Below are 17,992 nucleotides of genomic sequence, written 5' to 3' on the forward strand. Positions count from 1 at the left end.
TAACCGGTCAGCGGATCCTCAATGGGACCATGATGGTTGTGAGATATGGACGGTCGGCGTCTGCCTTGACCTGCACAAGGGAGGTGGGAGCGGGAACGATCTCGCCGTCCTCAACGAGACCGTCAACGTGGAAAGCAAGCGCCTGTTCGGCTAGCTCGCGGGCCTCGCCGAGACTTGCGCCGGCCGTGACAACGCCGGGAAAGTCGGGAAAAGACACGCCGTAGTCGCTGGCTTCCTCTTTGTGGATCAGCCCGACGTATTGCCGCATTCCGTTCCCTTGCCGCGTGGTCATCGACCGCTAGTTTAAAGCACCAGCACGACGGTGCAAGGCGATGGACAAGTCTGCAACGGCTCACGCCGGCCCCCTTGGGAGGCCAAGGATTCGTGCGGCCGAGTATCTGCGCATGTCCACAGACAGGCAGATCTACTCGATCGACAACCAGAGAGACGCGATCCGCAATTATGCGAACGTCATGGGTTACGACATTGTTGCAACCTATGAGGATCCCGGGCGAAGCGGCCTCAGCCTCGTGGGGCGCCCAGGCTTGCAGCGGCTGTTGGAAGATGTGGAAAGCCGGCGAGTCGATTTCGAAACCGTCGTTGTCTATGACGTGAGCCGTTGGGGACGCTTCCAGAATACCGATGAAAGCGCCACCTATGAATACCGGTGCCAGATGGCCGGAGTGCGGATCGAGTTCTGCGCCGAGCTATTCGTCAACGATGGGAGCATCGGGTCCGACGTGCTCAAGGCAATCAAACGCAGCATGGCCGCGGAGTACAGCCGCATGCTGTCGAACAGGGTCTTCGCCGGTCAGAGCCGGATAGTCGCACTGGGTTTCAGCGGCGGTGGCCCCGCCGGCTACGGCTTCAGGCGCCTTCTTGTTGACGGCTCCGGAAGCCCCAAGGCAATGCTTCATCGCAACGAGCGAAAAGGGCTGGCCAGTGACCGTGTCATTCTCGTCCCGGGGCCAAAAGATGAGGTCTCGACCGTGCGATGGATGTTCAATCAGTTCGTGAAAGGAAAAACGGAAGCCGAAATTGCGACTGCATTAAACGCTCGCGGCCTGCTTACTGAACTCGGCAGACCATGGACCAAAGCATGCGTGGCCACGATACTGGTAAGCGAGAAGTATATCGGCAACAGTGTCTGGAATCGAATATCCCATAAGCTTCTACACGACCGGGTAAGAAATCCGCCAAGCGCATTTGTTCGCGCCGACAATGTCATCGAGCCGCTCGTGACCCGGGCGCTTTTCGGTCGCGCGCAAGCGATCAGGCGGGCGCGTGCTTACCTTAAGCCCGATGAGGAGCTGCTTGCCGATCTGACCAAGCTCCTGAAGGAGCGGGGGAGGCTGTCGGGCCCAATCATTGACGCCGCCCCCGGCTGTCATTCAGCCAACATTTACGTACACCGATTTGGAAGCATGAAGGCCACCTACCAGCTGATCGGATACGACGCGTCGGCGAATTTTCGGAAACTCGATGTCAGCAACCGGCTCAAACAGATCCGGCAGCAAGTAGTCGAGGACTTAATGTCGAACATTAACAAGGTCGGTGGTTCGGCACTGTACGATCCCAAAACAAATATTATGCGCGTCAATGAAGAGTTCACCGTCGCGATATGGATCGCGCGCTACCGCATCATCGTCACCGGCTATCCACGTTGGATATTTTGGAACCGGGGTCTGATTGGGCCAGATGTGACCGTTTTGATCAGAATGGAGGCCGATCATCAAACTGTTCGTGATTTCCTCATTGCGCCCCCGCATGAAGCGCAGTCTGCCCATCGCATGCTCAAGGCAGACAATGGCGTGCGCCTTGATGCCTTCCTCTTCGCTTCGCTCGATCCTGTGGTGGAGATGGCGAGACGAGAACCGATTTCGGCAACTCCGTGAAAATGACCAAAGCGGAGCTGCCTCGCTTCGTCGAGAACAACCGGCATGCCATTCGCCTGACTGACAATTTGCAGGCGCCGTTGAATCCATTGCGTGGCCCGGCGTTCCTGCGGACCTACAAGCGCGAATTCGATCGTATGCAGGACTTCATCAGAGAAGCCGAAGCAGCGCAGCATCAACTGGAAAGCGTCGTCAACACCACCCGCCAGCTACTACTCAACGCTGCGTTTCGCGCCTTGCTGCAGGCGCATGATCTCGGAACGCTACCTTCGATCTTGACGCAGGATTTGCCAAGCGGCGAGCCGAATTCCCATTCTGGGGAACAGCGCAGCACGTTTAGCTTCGCGGCCGAGCCGCAGCTTGTCGGCGGTGTCTGTCTTGAGGCTCTCAACCTCCTGAACGATTTTGGCGCCCCCTTGAAGATTTTCCCCTTGTTGCGAGAGGTCGTGCCGGGCCGCCAGGTTGAAATCGTACGGCTCATGCTAGCGTTGGACCGCGTGCAATTTCGTGTGGCGAGAGTCTTGATCGCGCTCACACCACGCTCGCAGCTCACCGATCCCTTTGCTCGCAGAAAGCAATATGAGGGCATCTCCCCGTCGCAATTGGCGGTCATGGAAACCGACCTGACCAAGGTCAGCCATGAATACCTGAGCGTCGCCAGCACCTATGGCGCAACAGTGCTCAACCTAATTGCCGTTACGAGTTATTTTGACAGACTGTTGAACAACCCGAAGTTGGTTAGGTTTCTAGCACGCAACCTTGTCGGGCACCTTGAGGTGTACCAGAAATTGCTCGACTTTCGCGAAAGTCGATTTCAGAAACGTGCACCGACCGTTTGAACGAAGCGAGCGGATTTGATCTCTCTACCTACTCATCTCGCCAGATGACACGTTTCTCCCAGCGGATTTGAACCAACCTCCGGTATCGGATCGTGTGCGCCTGCTCCCCTGTTGGATGGAAGAGCTCTGCGTCCATCCATTCGCGGCTACCGCATTGCTGACACCGAACCTTCTCCCTCACCTCGTCGATTGTGACATTGCCTATGACCTCGCGCAGTTCGAGCGGTTTGTAGAAGCGTTTGAGCTTGCATTTGCCGCAGCGGATTCCACACGCCTGCCCGGCGTCATGGGCATGCGTCAGCGTCCAGGCCGCACCTCTCGGCCACTTCTCGGGTTGCTCCGGCACATGCTGAAATGAGGAACATATTCCTGTGACGTCAAGAGGTCTCTTGATTCAATGTTCTCTTTTCGTTCACTGTAGGCGAAATGGAGGAATTTCCAATGAAGCCCCTACGTGCCACCGAAGCCGACCAACCCGAAATCTTCGCTATCATCAAGCGCGAGTTGCCCGCCATCCATCTCGCGTCACGCAAGATGGGCAAGCAGTTGCGCGGCCTGTCCGATGTCAGCCAGAAAAAGGCCATTGCGGAACTGATGGCATGCTGTGCTACCCAGAAGACTTGGAGTTGCAGCTGTCGCTCGCGGAGGCGATCTGCGACCAAGCCGAGATCGATCTGACGGAAGCCGCCCGAATGAAGGCGCGCCGCCAGCAGCATTGATGGTCACGCGAAGCCGCGGCATCCCGGCGCCTACGATCATCGACCGCGAGATGCCGCACCAGGCCGCCCTGCCCGACGATATCTGCACCGGTCACAATTTCACGCTGATCCGGCGCTTCCTCGAAGAGCACGGCCTCGAATGCCGGATCAGGTCCGTAATCGCGATCTGGGAGGACGGCAAGCAGGAACAATGGCGGCTGCACTGCTTTTCCGATAGCGCAGCCGCAACGGCCTTCCTTGACCACTTCGGCGGTATCAAGTTCGATCCGAAGCGAGACAGGAAGAACGGTCGCGCGCGCGGCGTATGGTGGCGCTCCGGCGCCTATGAGCGAATTCTGGAAATGGGGCCGCTCAGCGTGCCCGAAGCCCTGCGGAGCTAGGCATGTGCAATCTCTACAACATCACGACCAGCCAGGAGGCGATCCGCCAGTGGACGCGGACGCTCCGCGACATCTCCGGCAACTTAGAGTCCTCGATCGACATCTACCCAAACCAATTTGCTCCGGTGGTTCGCAATGCTGCCGACGGCAGCCGCGAGCTCGCCAGGCTTCGATGGGGCATGCCAACGCCCCCCGAGCGGATGCGCGGCAACGCCGATTCCGGCACAACCAATGTCCGCAATCCGCAGTATGCCCACTGGCAGCCCTATCTCGGCGTCGAGAACCGCTGCGTGGTGCCGGTGACGAGCTTTGCCGAGCCGTCGCCGACACCGGGCGACAAGGATCCAGAAACCGGGATCCAGAAGAACTTCTGGTTCGCGGTCAGCGAGGAGCGACCACTGTTCTTTTTCGCCGGCCTGTGGACGCCATGGCACGGCGTGCGCAAGGTGAAGGAAGGCCCCGGCGACCACGAAATCTATGGTTTCCTGACGACCAATCCCAACGCGCTCATCAAGCCGATCCACGAGAAGGCAATGCCGGTGATCCTGACCACGCCGGAGGAAACCGAATTGTGGCTCACCGCCCCCTGGTCGGAGGCGAAGAAGCTACAGCGGCCGGCGCCGGACGACACGCTGGTGATCGTTGAGAAGCCGGAAACGCAGATCAAGTTTCCAGGCGAGCCGCCAGCGCAGGCTTCCTTGTTCTAGGATAACGGCCATGGATCACATCGTCAGGTTGGACAGCCGCCAGGAGGCAGCGCTGCAACAGGTTGCCGACAAGTTCATCAAGCTTCACGGCGGCGACACCGTGAAGGCGCTGAAGGAGATGATCGTGCTCAACGGCCACCTGCAGGATGAATTGGACAAGATGAAGGGCAGCCCGCGCGGACGGCGCTACGGATGAGCGACGAGGCCACTCGCACCGGTGAGACCATCCAGCAGCGCCCGCGCGGCCCGCTCGGGCACGCTGCGAGCATGCCGAATGCGGCAAGGATGCCGGTTGGGGTTTCGGGCGGCCGAAACAACCATCGTACTGGTTCTGCTACGAGCACCGTGGCGAAGGGGGAGAAATTCCTATGATTGAAGTGCTGTATATCATCGACGGCCGGCTGAACGCCAACCTGGAGGAGAGCCAAGACCGACCGCTGGCGCACTACATGCCGAGCGTCTGGGCTTTTCCAGACGGTTGAACAGCTTCAACGAGCAATTCCGCCGCCGCCTCGACCTCGTCCGCCGCGTGGTCTGTTCGCTCCATACGCGTCACAACCCGTTTGTGCAGCATCTCCAACCTTGCGGCATGGTAGAGGGCGCTTCGCTTTCGGCCGTCCGAATTGAGCGGTTCAAACAGCATGGCAAACTCCCTCAATAGCGTGCGTCGGGATTGAGCTTCATGAAGCGGGCGCGCGCATCGATCACGCGCTGCTGTTCGACGCGGATTCGGTTGCAGAGAGTCAGGTTGATAGCAACCCCGCCGCACTCGTCCGCCAACTCGTTTGCCCGGCTGAGCGAGCGGTTTGCTCGATTGATGCGCTGACGCGCCCTGGCAACTTCCAGATTGAGAATCTCGACCATAGTTGGGCATCCCTTAAGTCTGCCGTCCCTTCCGAAAATCAACTGAAGTCGAGCGATTTCGTTCCGAGGGCGGAATGTCGCGGCCGAGGCGATCTTCGTTGAACTAGCGCGTCGACACCGCGCCTTCGTCCAGCTCGGCTTCCAGTCGATCGCTCACCGGCTTGGGCTCAGCGCCGAGCGACACCCCGTCGAAACCCCGCAACCAAGCTTCCGCATGCTCGACCCAATAATCAGGCACTGCCCGTTCCTTGCCGTCCTTGCGCGCCTGCTGGCCATACATCCACGCGTAGCCGACGCGCTCCTGATCCTTCTTGGCGACGGCCATCATTCATCCTCCCGAAAATCCTTTAACGAGGCGTGCCGCAGCATCTCCTCGCCCTTGAGGATTTTCACTCTACCGACGAGGCCGGGTTTCAGCCACTCCGCCTTCTGCTTCTTCAAACCCCTCGGCGGCGGAGCGCCACCTTGCCGATGAATGCGGTTCCACAGCGCCTGGCGCTTGTCAGCTTTGAAGGTGACGAAAGCGCCGCCCATGTAGTGGCCCTTGTCAGCCATGAGCACCATGGCCGGCTCGCCGGCCCCTCGCTGCACGCCGAGGATGTCCATCTCCTTCTCGACGTAGCACTTGATCTTGCGCCAGTTCATCGTTGGGCCACTGCGGTAAGCGCTATCGATCCGCTTCGATATGATCCTTCGAGGTTCGCCTCGCACGCAGGGTGGTAGACGGCGTCGCTGGTGTGCCTGGGAGCGCCTCGCTGAATTGGATACGGCCACCGGCCGGGATCAGCGCTTGTAAAAACTTTGCGCCAATCCCCATGGCTTCGATAGGCGCGACCTTAGGCAGGTCATTTGGCACGAACAACCTGGTCACCAGCCTCTTGAAATGGACAGTTAGTCCGGAACGCGGCGATACCGGAAATGATTGCGGATGTGGTCGTTGAAATAGCGGCCCTTGACGAAGGCCGACCGGAAGGCCGTGTAGGTCTCTGGTGGCACCTCCTCAAAGTCGTAGCGCTTGCCGCTGGCCACAAACCACACCGAGAGGATTTTGCTGGCCGGATCGTATTCCGTTTTCCTGATTGAGGTAGATGGCATGGGCAGTCGCTAGCGGCCTGTGCGACATCAGTGGAAGATCACGGCCGACAGCACTGCTATGCCGATCGAGACCGGTATTGCTGCCAGCAGGCAAGCTTCGACGATTAGGGTTTCTTTGTCGCTGAACATGGAAAGGCAATGCTTTTCCGTGCTTTAGGTTCCGGGTAACAAAAAAGCCCGACGACCGGAGCCGGCGGGCTTTACCGTTCGCCTGAGCCGTCTTGGCATCAGGGCGGCGGTAGAGGCGGGGGCACGGAAGGTCCCACAACGATGGCAGAAAGCTTCGCCTTGCGGATCCCCGATTGATCCCTCAAACGCCGAGAAACTGGCCCGCTATGGTGGGTTGTCAAGCCGCCAAAAAGCCCGCCAGCTGGAGCTGGCGGGCAGGTATTGGGGACCGCCCGGATGCGCTGGCAACGTGTGCGCGACGGGCTGTCCTGTAACAGTAATGAGCCTGGCTGGTTCCTCCACGAGCCGTCCCTTGCCCCTCAGTCCTACTATCCCTGAGACGAACGTCTTGCCACGTCGCTCATAGGTCCCAGCCGTGAAACCATTTCCGGAAATTTCTCTTAGGGTGGGCTGGCAAGAATAGTCCCTTCATTGCCAGCCCATGGATGCCCAGCATCGACCTGCGATGATGGTGGGCATCCACTTGACTTGATTGCGAGGAGGTACCCAATTGCCGATCCCGGAAAGTCTCAATGATCATCAACTGAAGTTCGATTGCCCACGATGCTCGCATCCGATCATTCGCCGTGGCTCATGGTTCAAGGTCATTTCCACTTTCAGGTGTCCGGGTTGCAACGGGACGCTCCGTCTCGGCTATCCCGAAAAGGTCCGCATCTTCGAAAGTCACAAGCATCTAGCCGGCTAGCGCGAGTAGCCTGCATCGTCATTTACCGCTTGGCGCGCCTTCGGTGCGTGGAGCCAGGGCGATGAGGAGGCCTATCGCGCCTGGACGGCGACATTCGTATCCCACAGAGAGCGGCGGACGGGGCTAGCGGTGACCGGCGCGTCGAAGCTTATCCTCGGGGGGCTTAAGTAGGTGCGAGGGGAACTGAAGGGAATAATCCCCGTTCATCATCCACCCAACCTAACTTAGCAGCGCTCATACGTCGTCGGTGAGCCCTTCGACCGAGGTCGACCCTTCGTTGCAGGCCTTGGGCATGGAGGACTAAGACGTGAGCGATGCCAGTTCGGGAGCCTCTCGCGAGCAGAGCAACATGATCGCGAAAGGGCCGTTTCAGCGGTTCCTGCGCACTATCGGGCCGGGCTTTATCACCGGGGCTTCGGACGATGATCCCTCAGGTATTGGCACCTACAGCCAAGCGGGAGCGCAGCTCGGGTTCACTATCGGCTGGACAATGGTTGTGGCTTTCCCACTGATGGCGGCCATCCAGGAGATTTCAGCGCGGATCGGCCGCACGACGGGCAAAGGGATATCGGGCAACTTGGTCCGCTACTACCCGCGGGCCTTGCTCTGCTTTATCGTCACCCTGCTTTTTATCGCGAATGTCATCAACATTGGCGCCGATCTCAGCGCCATGGCCGACTCGCTGAAACTGCTGGTCGGAGGTCCAAGTTCGGTCTACGTGATCGGCTTCGCCTCGGTCTGTGTCGCGGCAATCGTGTTCCTCGACTACAGCCGCTACGTCACCATCCTCAAATGGACGACCCTCAGCCTGTTTGCCTACGTGGTGGCTATGTTCGCGGCCAAGGTCTCTTGGAGTGATGCTGCCAGAGGGCTCATCCCGCAGATCCAATGGAGCGGGACGTTCCTCACCACCCTGCTGGCCATTCTCGGCACCACCATCTCGCCCTACCTGTTCTTCTGGCAGGCGTCGCAGGAAGTTGAGGAAGAGGAAGCGAAGCCGGCCGCCAAGCCACTAAAATGGGCCCCCTGGCAGGCAGCGCGGGCGTTTCAGCGCATCCGCGCGGACACGTTGGTGGGCATGGCGTTATCCAATCTCATCGGTCTGGCAATTATCTTCACGACCGCGGCAGCGCTTCACAACGCCGGGGTCACCGACATTGCCTCGTCCACCGACGCGGCCAAGGCTCTTGAGCCGGTGGCGGGCAAGTTCGCGTTCATCATCTTTTCCGCCGGTATCATCGGTACCGGATTGCTCGCCGTCCCGGTGCTCGCCGGATCGGCCGCGTTCGCCGTCGGCGAGGCATTTCACTGGAAAGTTGGCCTGTCGCGCAAACCTAAGGAGGCGGTGGCGTTCTACGCCACCCTTGCGGCGGCGGCCGCGCTGGGCACCGGTATCATGTTCACCCCGATCGACCCGATCAAGGCCCTCTACTGGAGCGCGGTGATCAACGGTATGTGTGCTGTTCCCGTCATGATCGTCATGATGTTGATGGCCGGACGCGCCGACATCATGGGCAAGTTCCCGGTGGAGGGGTGGCTGCGTCTGCTCGGCTGGCTCTCGACAGTGGCAATGGGGCTCGCGACGCTCGGCTTAGCACTGCAGTGGGTGATTTAAGCCTTAAAAATGCGTCCTGTCCGACGTCGCCTGCTACCGCTTGTTCAGAGCGGCCCCATTTGGCGATGAGTCGGACGAGCTGCGTGGCCGCGACAACGGCCAGAAGCAGCAACAGCATGAACGTCAGAACGAAAAAAAGGCTTTGACGTCATCGAAACTCCATTCCGAACCGGAGCCCGCCACTGCTTCTGCTTTCCATCGTCCCAAATAGCAACCACCGCGCGGGTCCGGCAAACCACGGCGTGCTCTCGCAGAAAGCGATCGATCAGCGTGAAATTGCTTCCGGTGCAGATGTCGTCTGGCAACGCCACCTGGAGTGGCATATCGCGATTGATAGTCGACGGCGCCGGAATGCTGTGGCTGCGTCTGACCATCAGTGGCGCTGTTGCCGCTCTCCATGTTCCCAGGCTTCCTTCAGGATGATGTCGGTCTGGTCGCGCATCGCATCGGAAAGTGAAATCAACAATCCAAGATCGTCGGGGTAGATTGGCATAATCCAAGCTGCCGAGAGTTCAGCGATTGCCCGCTTCTGACTGACGTCCGATAGTCCACGCAGTTGCTTGGCCATCTTGCCGATGGCGCCGTCAATGGCAGGCATCTCGCGCTTTACGGTTGCAAAATATCTCGGGCTGCTCGGCTTCGGTTGCTCGCAAGGGCTTCATGGGAATGTTCCGTTTTTTGCGGCACAGCGAACGGATTGACAGCATCGTCCGTGAGGCCGGATCGAGCAAGGAGGTGGGAGCCAACAACAATCGAGCAGCTTCCTCGACATCCGATTGCTGGTCGGTGCGGACTGAGGCACGGAAGCTAGCCGGCATCGTTCTGGTCGCTCGAGGTGGACCCGCTCAAATGGTTGCTGATGGTCGCCATGATGACAAGGAACGCAGCGCCATATTTTGCAAATCCGAAAGCTTGCGCGGCCCAAATCTTCGCACCCCTCGAATGTTGAGAGATGAAGTCGCCTGCAGGTATACTCAGTTCGGACGGGATATTGGCCATCAGCTCTTTCTCTAGCGCCGTCGACCTGAAGCCGCCGCTTAGTATCGAGCCGATCGCCAGCCCGCCTGCAAACCGAGCCACCGCGCCAGCCCGAGCAAACGAACCAACCGGCGGGTCCGATCGCTCGTATGGCGGCTCGGTTTCCGGGTCGCTTGCATGGTCATCAGAATGCCTGGAAGTATTTTCGGTCGCGCTCAGCCTTCCGACCTCGAATGCGGTAATTGCCCCCAGGCCGATTAGCCCTGCCGTCCCACCATTTTCCTTCACGGCATTGGAAACGTTGCCGAACGTCTCTTCCATCTTCTTCTTCGCGATGGCCATGGCGCCGTCTGCCAGCTGACGAGGTTGCACTCGGCGAGTAATCTCCGCGACGCAGCCAGCTAGCGCGTGTCGCTCCAAGGCAGCTCTTGCCGCCAAGGCTGCAATCTGCTCATTGGTTGGCGCCATGATGGAGTCCTCTCTTCAGCGCGGTGAAATCGGCGGTTGCCTGGGCGATTGTCTGCTCCGGGATCGGCGTCCAACCTGCGATGGCCTTTTTTGCGAAATGCAGCGACGCCACCCCCGCGACGAACAGCACAGCACCGACGATCAGACACGCGAAAACGGCACTGATTCCAGCCAGCACGATGGCGAGTATCAGGCACTCCACCAAGGCAAACGACCCCAGAACAAACAGGACCGCCGCCGCGATCCCGTAGATCCCAGACGCCATGATCGTGGAAGCTTTTGATTTCAGCTCAGCGTGAAAGAGTTCCAGGTCGAGACGAGCCAAAGACGCTGCTCGGTCTCCCGCCTCGCGCACAACGCCTCTAAAAGAACGAACCTCCGGCCCATTGTCCATGTCAGCCCTCCTGGCCCTGACAGATCAGGAGTTGGAGTTCCGCATGAAGCGCGTCAGCACGATACCAGCGAGGATCCCGATGCCAAAGAAAGCGGCGGGCTGGCGTTGCGCGAACTTCGTCACCGAGTCGACCAGCTCGCCGACATTACGATCTCTGATGTCGGTCGAAATCCGCTCCACGCCCTCGGCGGCACTGCGCACTATGCTCGCCACTTGAGGCGATTTCTGCTCGATGCCATCTGCCGCTTCTTTGACCGAGTGGGCAATGTTTGCGATAGCGTCGGCCCCGGCGGTCTTGTTTGTTTCCACCGCCTCTTTGAAAGCACCCGCGGCATCCGCGGCCACGCCCCCCGCATACCCTCGGGCATCTGTCGAAACCGCAGCCGCAGCGTCTTTCAGGTCGCCCAACGCGTCGGAGGCACTCGACTTCAGCTTATCGATTGCCGCTCCGGACTTGCCTGCGGTGGCGGCGCCGGACGTGCGATCCCACGCATCGCGGTCGGATATGGAACCGGTCAGATTATCTTTTTCGGTCACTGGTTTCTCCTCCATGATCGAAAGGGAACTCCATGCATCGTTCGAGGTTCCAAGCGCTGGCTAATATAAGATTGGAGGAGGCAAACGTAGACGATCGCCCAGCCGTCGCGGGCTAGATCATAACCTGACGGATCTGGGAGAAGTAGCCGGCATCTCCTATCCAACATGCTGGCACCACGGCATAGATGGCGGCGGGCACGACCAAGGCAGAGGACAGTGTCTTCCTTGAGCACGGTCTCATAGCTGATCAATCGACGGAAACACGCGAGCTTGTAATCGAATTTCGGGCCTGCGGCAGGATTGCCACCCAGCCAGTGGAGGCAGCCAATCAAGCTCGCCGATCTGGGTTCGAGTAGCGGCCGGGTCAGTGTGTCGACCGGATCGCCGGGCAAGCCCTGTCTGCGCTCCACTGGTTGAGCGCCCCCCGGGCGAGAATTGCCACGCCGGGGGCAAGATTCCTGACCGTGCCAGATGGCATCGTAGCCGGCTTGCCCGATGGCATCGGCGGGGAATTTCTCGTCGGATGAAGTGAGCTCCTGCAAGCCAACGATCACATATCGGGTTTCACCGAGCCATTTGAGGAGGGCGGGTGTTACGCCGTGTACGTTGAAGGTCGCGATGGTGGTCATGGTCTATTGCCGACGATCTCTTGCGAGAAGCGTATCGATTTCGAGCTGTGCGTCAGGGAGTGCGAGATGCGTAAAGAGGTACGCCAAACTCGTTATGCGATTACGGGAAAAACGACCGTTACGGTGGTGCCTTTGTCAGAGCTTAACAGCTCCGCCGTGCCGCCAATCTGGCGTGAAAGTGCTTGAATGAGCTTTTGTCCCGATCCACCGGGTCGCGGGTTCCGCACGCCATGTCCGTCATCTGCCAACGTCAGTCGCGCCTCCCCGTAGCCGACGCCGGATTGCAGGCTAACATTGATGTTGCCTTTACCTGTGCCGAAGGCATGCTTGACAGAGTTCATCACGGCCTCGTTCAAGATGAGGCCCAACGGAACAGCACGCTCCATCGCGAGTTCGACTTCGTCGGCGTTGATCTCGATCGTCGCGTTCTCCATCTGCGCCTGCAGTGATGCGCATAGCGCGCGCAGATAGTTCGCCACATTGACCGCCCGCAGATCCTGGCCGGGTGACAACTGGTCATGGGCAAGCGAAATAGCGTTCACGCGGTTTGCCACGTGCTCCAGAACGCGATGCACTTCGGCGCTCTCGAAGCGCCGTTTTTGAATAGCAATGGAGGCCAGGATAAGCTGGAAGTTGTTCTTCACCCGGTGCTGCATCTCCCGCAGCAGCACCTCGCGTTCCTCCACCTGACCGATGGCGGTTGCTGTTGATTGCGCGTCGGCGGAAGCAGTTGGTCTCTGCAGTGTTGAAGAGATAACGGCCGCAGCAGCCATCAGAAAAGCGATAGTGTCGTCGCCAAACTCGCGCGTGACTGTCGAATCCACCTCCAGTACGCCCCAAGCTGCGCCCTTGACGAGGATAGGTACGTTCGCAAGGGACTTGATATTGTGCTCTTTAAGCACCTCGGAAAAAACGAAATCCCCCCGCTGTTGCGCAGTCGCTCCGTCTACTATCACCACCGGCTCACCCGTCTGGTATGTTCGTCCAGGAGGCGACCGTAGGTCGGCGGGAAACGTCGCCAGACCCACCACGCCGTCCTTCCAACCAAACCCGGCTTCGATGAACAAATCAGCTGTTTTATGCCGATATCGCAGGGCCTTTACGTGGTCGATCTCGATCGCTCGAGCAACTTGCACGCAGGCTTGATCAAGGAAGCGAGAGAGCGGGGTTTCTTCTCCGGCCAGCCGGCCGAGGTCCACAAGAATGCGGACATGTCGGCGCAGCTTTACAAGGCCATCAACGTCGTCCAAAGGCACGATCCTTCAGGTCAACGTTTGATTAACGCCCGAGTGCGGAAAATGCTCCCGAGTGCCCGTCGGTGTCTCCCGCGATTGGAACCAAGCCTCCAGTTCACAAACCATGGCGTTGGAGCAGCGTAAGCGGTGGACGCCCGGCAGCAAGCTTTCATATCAGCAAACTTTCATATTTAAATGCGGCCGAGGAGCAGGCGCCTCACATTGGCAGCCAATGCCGAACTACCTTTGAAATTCTCCGAAACGAGTAAAGCTAGGTGATACCTGGCTCGATCTCGACAACCCCAGCGGCTGCGAGGGGAAGCACTGAAAGCATTGCATGAGATTGCCATCGACGAATGGCTTCACGCGAATTGGACGTTAGGGGCGCCGTGCGCGATGAGATCGGCAAGCTGCTTTATTCTGCCTCGCTCGACATTGCCTGGCCATTGGCGAGCTAACAGGCCGCTGAAGAAGTCTGTAGCAGCGCCGTCGGACTGGGGCGGGGGTCGTATTCGCTTTTTGGGACCTATGTCTTTGGCATCGAGTTAACGTCTCAGATGAGCGCTATCGCTAAGTAGCGGACCACAACATTATCCTGTTTAAACCGGCGCTCCAGATCGCCACGTCGAAGTTTCCAATTTGAAACGTTCACCTCTGGCGTCATCACCTCGAAGATAACAATCTCGTCCCTGTCTGTTTCTCCGCTGTCTTTCCAAAGACCCTCCGCGGGTGCCTGGAGATAGGCGGTGACGCCTTTGAAACGAACCGCGAGTTCTTCTTTCACATCGTCGAACTCCTTCCCCGGAAACGGCTCACCTTGGTTGTCGTTGCGAGGCAGTAGGATCTGGACGAGATACATGGCAAATCACCGCGAAAACGCTATAACCGTCGCCGCGAGCAAGCGGTTCCCTCCAAGGGTCGTCGGCGCGAAAGTGAAAACCCCTCTCAGGAAGCATGATTAATATCTCGGACCCTTCCCCCCTGGCTCCGGCCAAGGGGTTTTTCATGTCGAGCCAGGGCCGCCTGGTTCCTTGGTAGAGGGAATATATCGCGCAGATCCCGAGGGAACCTTCGCCCCAAATTGAAGGGTGAACAACAGGCGGTCTTCGCTGTCCGTCACATTCATAATCCAGGGCGTCATATGCTCCCAGAATGACCGATTGCTCTCGTTGATTATCTCGCCGGCCGCACGCACTGCTTCCCGCCGCGCGGCAGTCAAATCTGGCAGTTCGATTCCGTTAGGGTCTGGGGTGAATTCGCCATTGTCGACGTGGAAGTGATAGATTGGCATGTTGTGCTCTCGCTGGTTGCGACAATCCAACAGCGACGCCACGACTTCGTTCCCGGCGAATGGGAGCGCAGTAGCGTGCCGCTTGACCAGCTGCGAACGCGCAGTCCAGTTTCGCGCTGTTTGAGGGATCAACCGGGGATACCCCTGAAGAAGCCACACGAGATGTCCGCCCTTGTTCACAAGGCGAAGCTTTCTGCTATCGTTGCGGGACCGTCCGTGCCTCCGCCCTGATCCCAAAACGGCTCAGGGGAACTGCAAAGCCCGTCAGCTATCGGCTCGAAATCACTGCTCGGCTTAATCGGAGCGGTCATTTAGCCGTCTGGATGTTCGCTAGCTAGCTATGTGCTGCATGAGCTGTCGCGAATAGAGCCGGAAGTACGCTGCACTGTCCGGCAGATGTCGCTGGTTGTCGGGGGCGAACCGGCGGGTCTCATCCTTGCTAGGATGGACCTATTTCTGCCTCGGTTCTTCTAACGTCGAGCCGGCTATCCTTATTCTACCGGCTCGCTGGTCCATCAGCGCTTCGGCAAGCGTCAAGGCGACGTTGCGCACTTCGCCCTGGATGGCTTCGTCAATGTCCAATTCCTGATGATTGGTGGCGTAGGGTTTCCAATAGCCGATGTAGCGGTCGAGCTCGGCAGCCGGCCCAGCTGGCGCAAGGTTCATGAAGCGCAGCCAATCGGAAACCGAATGGCGCACATTCTCGGCGCCTTCGACATCGCCATGAACGACAATTGAAAACAGTCGGCCAGCTAGGTGACGCGGATAATCCCAGCCGTCGAGTTCGACATGCTTGGCTTTCTCAGCGTCCTTCCCCCCGGTAAGTGTCGGATCCGGGTTTCCACCATCCGCGCAGACGAGGCGGTCCATCATCAGCTTTAGGGGAGATGAAACCTGGTACCAGTTTACCGGCGTGATCACCATGATCCCGTGGGCAGCCACCCAGAGCGGATAAATATCGTTCATCCAGTCCTGCACCTGCCCGAGCGAATGGTTCGGATAACAGGAACAAGGCCAGTGACAGAGTGGAGCTGCGGTTGAGAAACACGCCTTACATGGATGAATGTTGCGCCCGTATTCTGACGCGAGCCGTGATAGATCGAGTATTTCTGCCGTTAGCTTGCCATTGCTCTCGATCGCATCCCGCGCCAACTCGGCCAACCGGAAGCTTTTTGACATTTCCCCCGGGCAGGTATGTTCGCTCCGCGATGAGCTGTTGATGATGAGAACGTGGGGCGGCATGGCCCGGTTCTCGTAACGCTGCTGAGCATCATCGATCGCCTGCCGCGCTGCGATCCAGTCCACCGAGAGGTCGTAATCGGGATCTGCAAACCCCGGTCCCGCCTTACGGGTTCGCGGACTCTTGCGGCTATCGGCATAGGCCTGCCAAGCCACTTCGGCAATGTCTCCGAGTTCGGAGTCCAGCTTGTCAAACGCAGGGTCGGCAAACTGCTGTCGGTAACGCACCTTGAACTCCTGCTCGCCAAGCTTTGGGCTGGGCATCCCCTTCCGTGGCGTCGTATTCCCCGGGGACTTTTGTGTTCGCTTTGGCATTGCGGTTGCAGTGTCAGAGGAGCTTATCGAGCGAGACGCGGGAATCTTCGGAGAGCGCCATAGATGCGCCGTTGACGCTCAAAGACATGGTCACCTCGCTGCGAGCTGGGTCTACTTCAACTATCTTCGGTTCGACCGGTTCCAAGGCCCGCTTCGGAAATCACACTGACAGTTGAGCAGTGGCGCAAGAGCCCAGCGGGGTGATTGGGAATGATACCATCGTCCCTGAAGAAGAAAGCGTTCGCCTTGCGCGAGCGCACCTGACGATCGAGCTCGCCGCTTGACGGCCGCTCCCAGCCCGTAATGTTCTCGACGATCTTTTTACCGCGCTCGAGTAAGGGCATCAATCTCTCCCGCGGACGCGTCCACTGGCCGGAGAGGATCAACGGCCGGCCCGTTGAGCACAGTGCCATCGGGAGCAAAATGCGAGCCGTGACAGGAGCAGTCCCAGCATTGCTCGGTGGAATTCCAGGCGACTTCGCATCCGGAATGCGTGCAGACGGCGGAATGCAGCTGCAACTTTCCGGCTGTGTCGCGGCAGGCGGCAATCTTGCTCAGGCCGTTGCGAAGAATCCCACCCTGGCCGGGCGCAAGCGCGTCAAGTGACTTCAACTCGCCCGGAAGCAGGTAAGCGGCAAGATTTTTGACGGCGGACACGTTTTCCCGGACATAGTTGATCACGCCAGAGGGCGTCTTGCGCGACGGCTCGTAAACCGTCGCCCAACGGTTCTCCTGCCCCGAAATCAGGTCCTTCAGAAGCAGGCCGGACAGCGCGCCATGTGTCATGCCCTGTCCTGAATCACCGGTGACCACATAGACCGACTTGCTGCCGGGATTTGGACCGATGAAGGCGCAGTAGTCGATCGTGTCCAGAACCTGCCCTGACCAACGGGCGACCTCCTTGCCCAGCGCGGGAACGAGTTGGCGTATCCAGGCCTCGACCGCCTCGAAGCGGATGTCGCCATCGTCGGCTTCGCCCGACTTGTGGTCGGCGCCGCCGGCGATCAGATAGTCGACCGAGCCTGGGCCGGGATTCATTCGGACGTAATGATAGGGATCGCCGGTATCCCAGAACAGCGCATCCGGCAGATCGCCACGCGGCAGGGTGAAGGCCATCGCATAGGTGCGATAGGGCGACATCTTTGTGTGCAGTTGGAAGCGATCGTTGATCGGGGAATTCGTGGCGACGACGGCTGCGGCCGCTTCGATCACGCCACCGTTCTCCGTAGAGATGCGTACGCCATCGGGCAATTCTTCAAAAGCAACCACAGGGCTGTCCGCGAAGATCAGCCCGCCCCTGACACGGATTGCGCTAACCAGGCCACGCAGATAGCGCAGCGGATGGAACGTGGCCTGATTGGGATAGCGCAGGACGGGCGCCTTCTCGAAACCCTTTAACGGCACTCCGGTCACGAGTTCGACGGGCGCGCCCAACTTCCGCGCCGCGTTGAATTCCTCACGGCGCTGGTCGCGCGCCTCCTTGGGATCCAGCCCCATCGCAGGAAACAGAAAGGCGTCCAGCCTGCGGAAATTGCAGTCGATCTTCAACTCGGCGACGTTTTCTTCGATGCGTGCTACCGCGGCTTCCTGGCTTTCCTGAAAGAGCCTTGCGGTTTCTTCACCGCGCAGATTGATCAACGCGCTCAGGCCGTCGTCGCAAATTGGCGCCAGATGCGCTGTGGTGCGGGACGTCATTCCGCCGGCGATCGATCCTCGATCGATGACGATCACCCTTTCACCGATGCTGGCCAACTCGTGTGCGACCGACAGGCCAGCGATGCCCGATCCGATGATGACGGTGTTGCAGCTCATCTTTCCCGAGAATTTCGGCGCGTCAGGATAGACGTCGACCTTCATCCAGAGCGATCGGGTCTGTTCACCGCGCGCATTCATGCAGAGATCCCTTTGGAGAGCTGCC

The 17,992-nt window shown here is 59.2% G+C and carries 23 protein-coding genes; 6 read left to right on the forward strand and 17 right to left on the reverse strand.

Features of this window, described 5'->3' with window-relative positions; genetic code table 11:
- Window positions 1-7: 7 nt before the first annotated feature.
- Window positions 8-268 (reverse strand): type II toxin-antitoxin system HicB family antitoxin, encoded by a 261-nt coding sequence (locus tag WDX12_RS17480; RefSeq protein ID WP_434721380.1) that lies wholly within the window; start codon window positions 266-268, stop codon window positions 8-10.
- Between the two features lie 136 nt (window positions 269-404).
- On the opposite strand from WDX12_RS17480, the gene WDX12_RS17485 reads away from it, so the two are divergent.
- The 5 genes from WDX12_RS17485 (at window position 405) to WDX12_RS17505 (ending at window position 4,736) form a co-directional block, all read left to right on the forward strand.
- Complete coding sequence (locus tag WDX12_RS17485; RefSeq protein ID WP_434721381.1) at window positions 405-1,895, forward strand: recombinase family protein; 1,491 nt, start codon at window positions 405-407, stop codon at window positions 1,893-1,895.
- 2 nt (window positions 1,896-1,897) lie between these two features.
- Entirely contained in the window at window positions 1,898-2,734 is an 837-nt protein-coding gene (locus WDX12_RS17490; RefSeq protein WP_434721382.1) for a plasmid partitioning protein RepB C-terminal domain-containing protein, read from the forward strand.
- A 769-nt stretch (window positions 2,735-3,503) separates the two neighbouring features.
- Window positions 3,504-3,833, forward strand: a complete 330-nt coding sequence (locus WDX12_RS17495) for a hypothetical protein (protein ID WP_434721383.1) — start codon at window positions 3,504-3,506, stop codon at window positions 3,831-3,833.
- A gap of 2 nt (window positions 3,834-3,835) precedes the next feature.
- Window positions 3,836-4,540, forward strand: a complete 705-nt coding sequence (locus WDX12_RS17500; protein WP_320293585.1) for an SOS response-associated peptidase — start codon at window positions 3,836-3,838, stop codon at window positions 4,538-4,540.
- Between the two features lie 10 nt (window positions 4,541-4,550).
- Window positions 4,551-4,736, forward strand: coding sequence for a hypothetical protein (locus WDX12_RS17505; RefSeq protein WP_434721384.1), 186 nt, complete (start codon window positions 4,551-4,553; stop codon window positions 4,734-4,736).
- 249 nt (window positions 4,737-4,985) lie between these two features.
- On the opposite strand, the gene WDX12_RS17510 is transcribed toward WDX12_RS17505, so the two are convergent.
- The 5 genes from WDX12_RS17510 to WDX12_RS17530 all read right to left on the reverse strand — a co-directional run bounded on the left by WDX12_RS17510 (window position 4,986) and on the right by WDX12_RS17530 (window position 6,499).
- Complete coding sequence (locus WDX12_RS17510; protein WP_434721385.1) at window positions 4,986-5,183, reverse strand: hypothetical protein; 198 nt, start codon at window positions 5,181-5,183, stop codon at window positions 4,986-4,988.
- A gap of 11 nt (window positions 5,184-5,194) precedes the next feature.
- Window positions 5,195-5,404, reverse strand: coding sequence for a hypothetical protein (locus WDX12_RS17515; RefSeq protein WP_434721386.1), 210 nt, complete (start codon window positions 5,402-5,404; stop codon window positions 5,195-5,197).
- 103 nt (window positions 5,405-5,507) lie between these two features.
- Window positions 5,508-5,732, reverse strand: coding sequence for a hypothetical protein (locus tag WDX12_RS17520; protein ID WP_434721387.1), 225 nt, complete (start codon window positions 5,730-5,732; stop codon window positions 5,508-5,510).
- Entirely contained in the window at window positions 5,729-6,049 is a 321-nt protein-coding gene (locus WDX12_RS17525) for a hypothetical protein (protein WP_434721388.1), read from the reverse strand. Before WDX12_RS17525 ends, WDX12_RS17520 begins: the two co-directional genes overlap by 4 nt.
- Window positions 6,050-6,295: 246 nt before the next feature.
- Window positions 6,296-6,499 (reverse strand): KTSC domain-containing protein, encoded by a 204-nt coding sequence (locus tag WDX12_RS17530; RefSeq protein ID WP_320293591.1) that lies wholly within the window; start codon window positions 6,497-6,499, stop codon window positions 6,296-6,298.
- Between the two features lie 1,223 nt (window positions 6,500-7,722).
- On the opposite strand from WDX12_RS17530, the gene WDX12_RS17535 reads away from it, so the two are divergent.
- Window positions 7,723-8,988, forward strand: coding sequence for an NRAMP family divalent metal transporter (locus WDX12_RS17535; protein WP_434725662.1), 1,266 nt, complete (start codon window positions 7,723-7,725; stop codon window positions 8,986-8,988).
- Window positions 8,989-9,361: 373 nt separating this feature from the next.
- Here WDX12_RS17535 and WDX12_RS17540 read toward each other — a convergent pair whose 3' ends face one another.
- The 11 genes from WDX12_RS17540 to WDX12_RS17590 all read right to left on the reverse strand — a co-directional run bounded on the left by WDX12_RS17540 (window position 9,362) and on the right by WDX12_RS17590 (window position 17,967).
- On the reverse strand, window positions 9,362-9,586 hold the full coding sequence (locus WDX12_RS17540; RefSeq protein ID WP_434721389.1) for a hypothetical protein: 225 nt from the start codon (window positions 9,584-9,586) through the stop codon (window positions 9,362-9,364).
- Between the two features lie 209 nt (window positions 9,587-9,795).
- Window positions 9,796-10,434, reverse strand: a complete 639-nt coding sequence (locus WDX12_RS17545; protein ID WP_434721390.1) for a hypothetical protein — start codon at window positions 10,432-10,434, stop codon at window positions 9,796-9,798.
- Window positions 10,418-10,828: a phage holin family protein gene (locus WDX12_RS17550; protein WP_434721391.1), complete on the reverse strand. Its 411-nt coding sequence runs from the start codon at window positions 10,826-10,828 to the stop codon at window positions 10,418-10,420. The genes WDX12_RS17545 and WDX12_RS17550 overlap by 17 nt, the downstream gene beginning before the upstream one ends.
- Window positions 10,829-10,852: 24 nt before the next feature.
- Entirely contained in the window at window positions 10,853-11,365 is a 513-nt protein-coding gene (locus WDX12_RS17555; protein ID WP_434721392.1) for a hypothetical protein, read from the reverse strand.
- On the reverse strand, window positions 11,362-11,994 hold the full coding sequence (locus tag WDX12_RS17560; RefSeq protein ID WP_434721393.1) for a hypothetical protein: 633 nt from the start codon (window positions 11,992-11,994) through the stop codon (window positions 11,362-11,364). The genes WDX12_RS17555 and WDX12_RS17560 overlap by 4 nt, the downstream gene beginning before the upstream one ends.
- A gap of 92 nt (window positions 11,995-12,086) precedes the next feature.
- The gene (locus WDX12_RS17565) at window positions 12,087-13,250 is read right to left on the reverse strand and encodes a sensor histidine kinase (RefSeq protein WP_434721394.1); all 1,164 of its coding nucleotides are present in this window, start codon (window positions 13,248-13,250) and stop codon (window positions 12,087-12,089) included.
- Window positions 13,251-13,782: 532 nt separating this feature from the next.
- The gene (locus WDX12_RS17570) at window positions 13,783-14,088 is read right to left on the reverse strand and encodes a hypothetical protein (protein WP_434721395.1); all 306 of its coding nucleotides are present in this window, start codon (window positions 14,086-14,088) and stop codon (window positions 13,783-13,785) included.
- Window positions 14,089-14,232: 144 nt separating this feature from the next.
- The gene (locus WDX12_RS17575) at window positions 14,233-14,562 is read right to left on the reverse strand and encodes a DUF6894 family protein (protein ID WP_434721396.1); all 330 of its coding nucleotides are present in this window, start codon (window positions 14,560-14,562) and stop codon (window positions 14,233-14,235) included.
- A gap of 408 nt (window positions 14,563-14,970) precedes the next feature.
- On the reverse strand, window positions 14,971-16,074 hold the full coding sequence (locus WDX12_RS17580; protein WP_434721397.1) for a flavodoxin family protein: 1,104 nt from the start codon (window positions 16,072-16,074) through the stop codon (window positions 14,971-14,973).
- A 116-nt stretch (window positions 16,075-16,190) separates the two neighbouring features.
- Complete coding sequence (locus tag WDX12_RS17585) at window positions 16,191-16,418, reverse strand: hypothetical protein (protein WP_434721398.1); 228 nt, start codon at window positions 16,416-16,418, stop codon at window positions 16,191-16,193.
- A complete protein-coding gene (locus WDX12_RS17590) occupies window positions 16,396-17,967 on the reverse strand; it encodes an FAD-dependent oxidoreductase (protein ID WP_434721399.1) in 1,572 nt (523 codons plus the stop codon). Before WDX12_RS17590 ends, WDX12_RS17585 begins: the two co-directional genes overlap by 23 nt.
- Between the last annotated feature and the right edge of the window lie 25 nt (window positions 17,968-17,992).

It is taken from the genome of Mesorhizobium sp. RIZ17, from assembly GCF_051127865.1.
Classification (GTDB): Bacteria; Pseudomonadota; Alphaproteobacteria; order Rhizobiales; family Rhizobiaceae; genus Mesorhizobium; species Mesorhizobium humile.

Coding starts and splice junctions, on each gene's coding strand:
- WDX12_RS17500 (WP_320293585.1), top strand. CDS start 3,836: ATGTGCAATCTCTACAACATCACGACCAGCCAGGAGGCGATCCGCCAG.
- WDX12_RS17570 (WP_434721395.1), bottom strand. CDS start 14,088: ATGTATCTCGTCCAGATCCTACTGCCTCGCAACGACAACCAAGGTGAG.
- WDX12_RS17505 (WP_434721384.1), top strand. CDS start 4,551: ATGGATCACATCGTCAGGTTGGACAGCCGCCAGGAGGCAGCGCTGCAA.
- WDX12_RS17510 (WP_434721385.1), bottom strand. CDS start 5,183: ATGCTGTTTGAACCGCTCAATTCGGACGGCCGAAAGCGAAGCGCCCTC.
- WDX12_RS17540 (WP_434721389.1), bottom strand. CDS start 9,586: ATGCCTGCCATTGACGGCGCCATCGGCAAGATGGCCAAGCAACTGCGT.
- WDX12_RS17525 (WP_434721388.1), bottom strand. CDS start 6,049: ATGAACTGGCGCAAGATCAAGTGCTACGTCGAGAAGGAGATGGACATC.
- WDX12_RS17590 (WP_434721399.1), bottom strand. CDS start 17,967: ATGAATGCGCGCGGTGAACAGACCCGATCGCTCTGGATGAAGGTCGAC.
- WDX12_RS17530 (WP_320293591.1), bottom strand. CDS start 6,499: ATGCCATCTACCTCAATCAGGAAAACGGAATACGATCCGGCCAGCAAA.
- WDX12_RS17535 (WP_434725662.1), top strand. CDS start 7,723: ATGATCGCGAAAGGGCCGTTTCAGCGGTTCCTGCGCACTATCGGGCCG.
- WDX12_RS17580 (WP_434721397.1), bottom strand. CDS start 16,074: ATGCCAAAGCGAACACAAAAGTCCCCGGGGAATACGACGCCACGGAAG.
- WDX12_RS17480 (WP_434721380.1), bottom strand. CDS start 268: ATGCGGCAATACGTCGGGCTGATCCACAAAGAGGAAGCCAGCGACTAC.
- WDX12_RS17485 (WP_434721381.1), top strand. CDS start 405: ATGTCCACAGACAGGCAGATCTACTCGATCGACAACCAGAGAGACGCG.
- WDX12_RS17515 (WP_434721386.1), bottom strand. CDS start 5,404: ATGGTCGAGATTCTCAATCTGGAAGTTGCCAGGGCGCGTCAGCGCATC.
- WDX12_RS17560 (WP_434721393.1), bottom strand. CDS start 11,994: ATGACCACCATCGCGACCTTCAACGTACACGGCGTAACACCCGCCCTC.
- WDX12_RS17585 (WP_434721398.1), bottom strand. CDS start 16,418: ATGCCCTTACTCGAGCGCGGTAAAAAGATCGTCGAGAACATTACGGGC.
- WDX12_RS17495 (WP_434721383.1), top strand. CDS start 3,504: ATGCCGCACCAGGCCGCCCTGCCCGACGATATCTGCACCGGTCACAAT.
- WDX12_RS17545 (WP_434721390.1), bottom strand. CDS start 10,434: ATGGCGCCAACCAATGAGCAGATTGCAGCCTTGGCGGCAAGAGCTGCC.
- WDX12_RS17490 (WP_434721382.1), top strand. CDS start 1,898: ATGACCAAAGCGGAGCTGCCTCGCTTCGTCGAGAACAACCGGCATGCC.
- WDX12_RS17550 (WP_434721391.1), bottom strand. CDS start 10,828: ATGGACAATGGGCCGGAGGTTCGTTCTTTTAGAGGCGTTGTGCGCGAG.
- WDX12_RS17520 (WP_434721387.1), bottom strand. CDS start 5,732: ATGATGGCCGTCGCCAAGAAGGATCAGGAGCGCGTCGGCTACGCGTGG.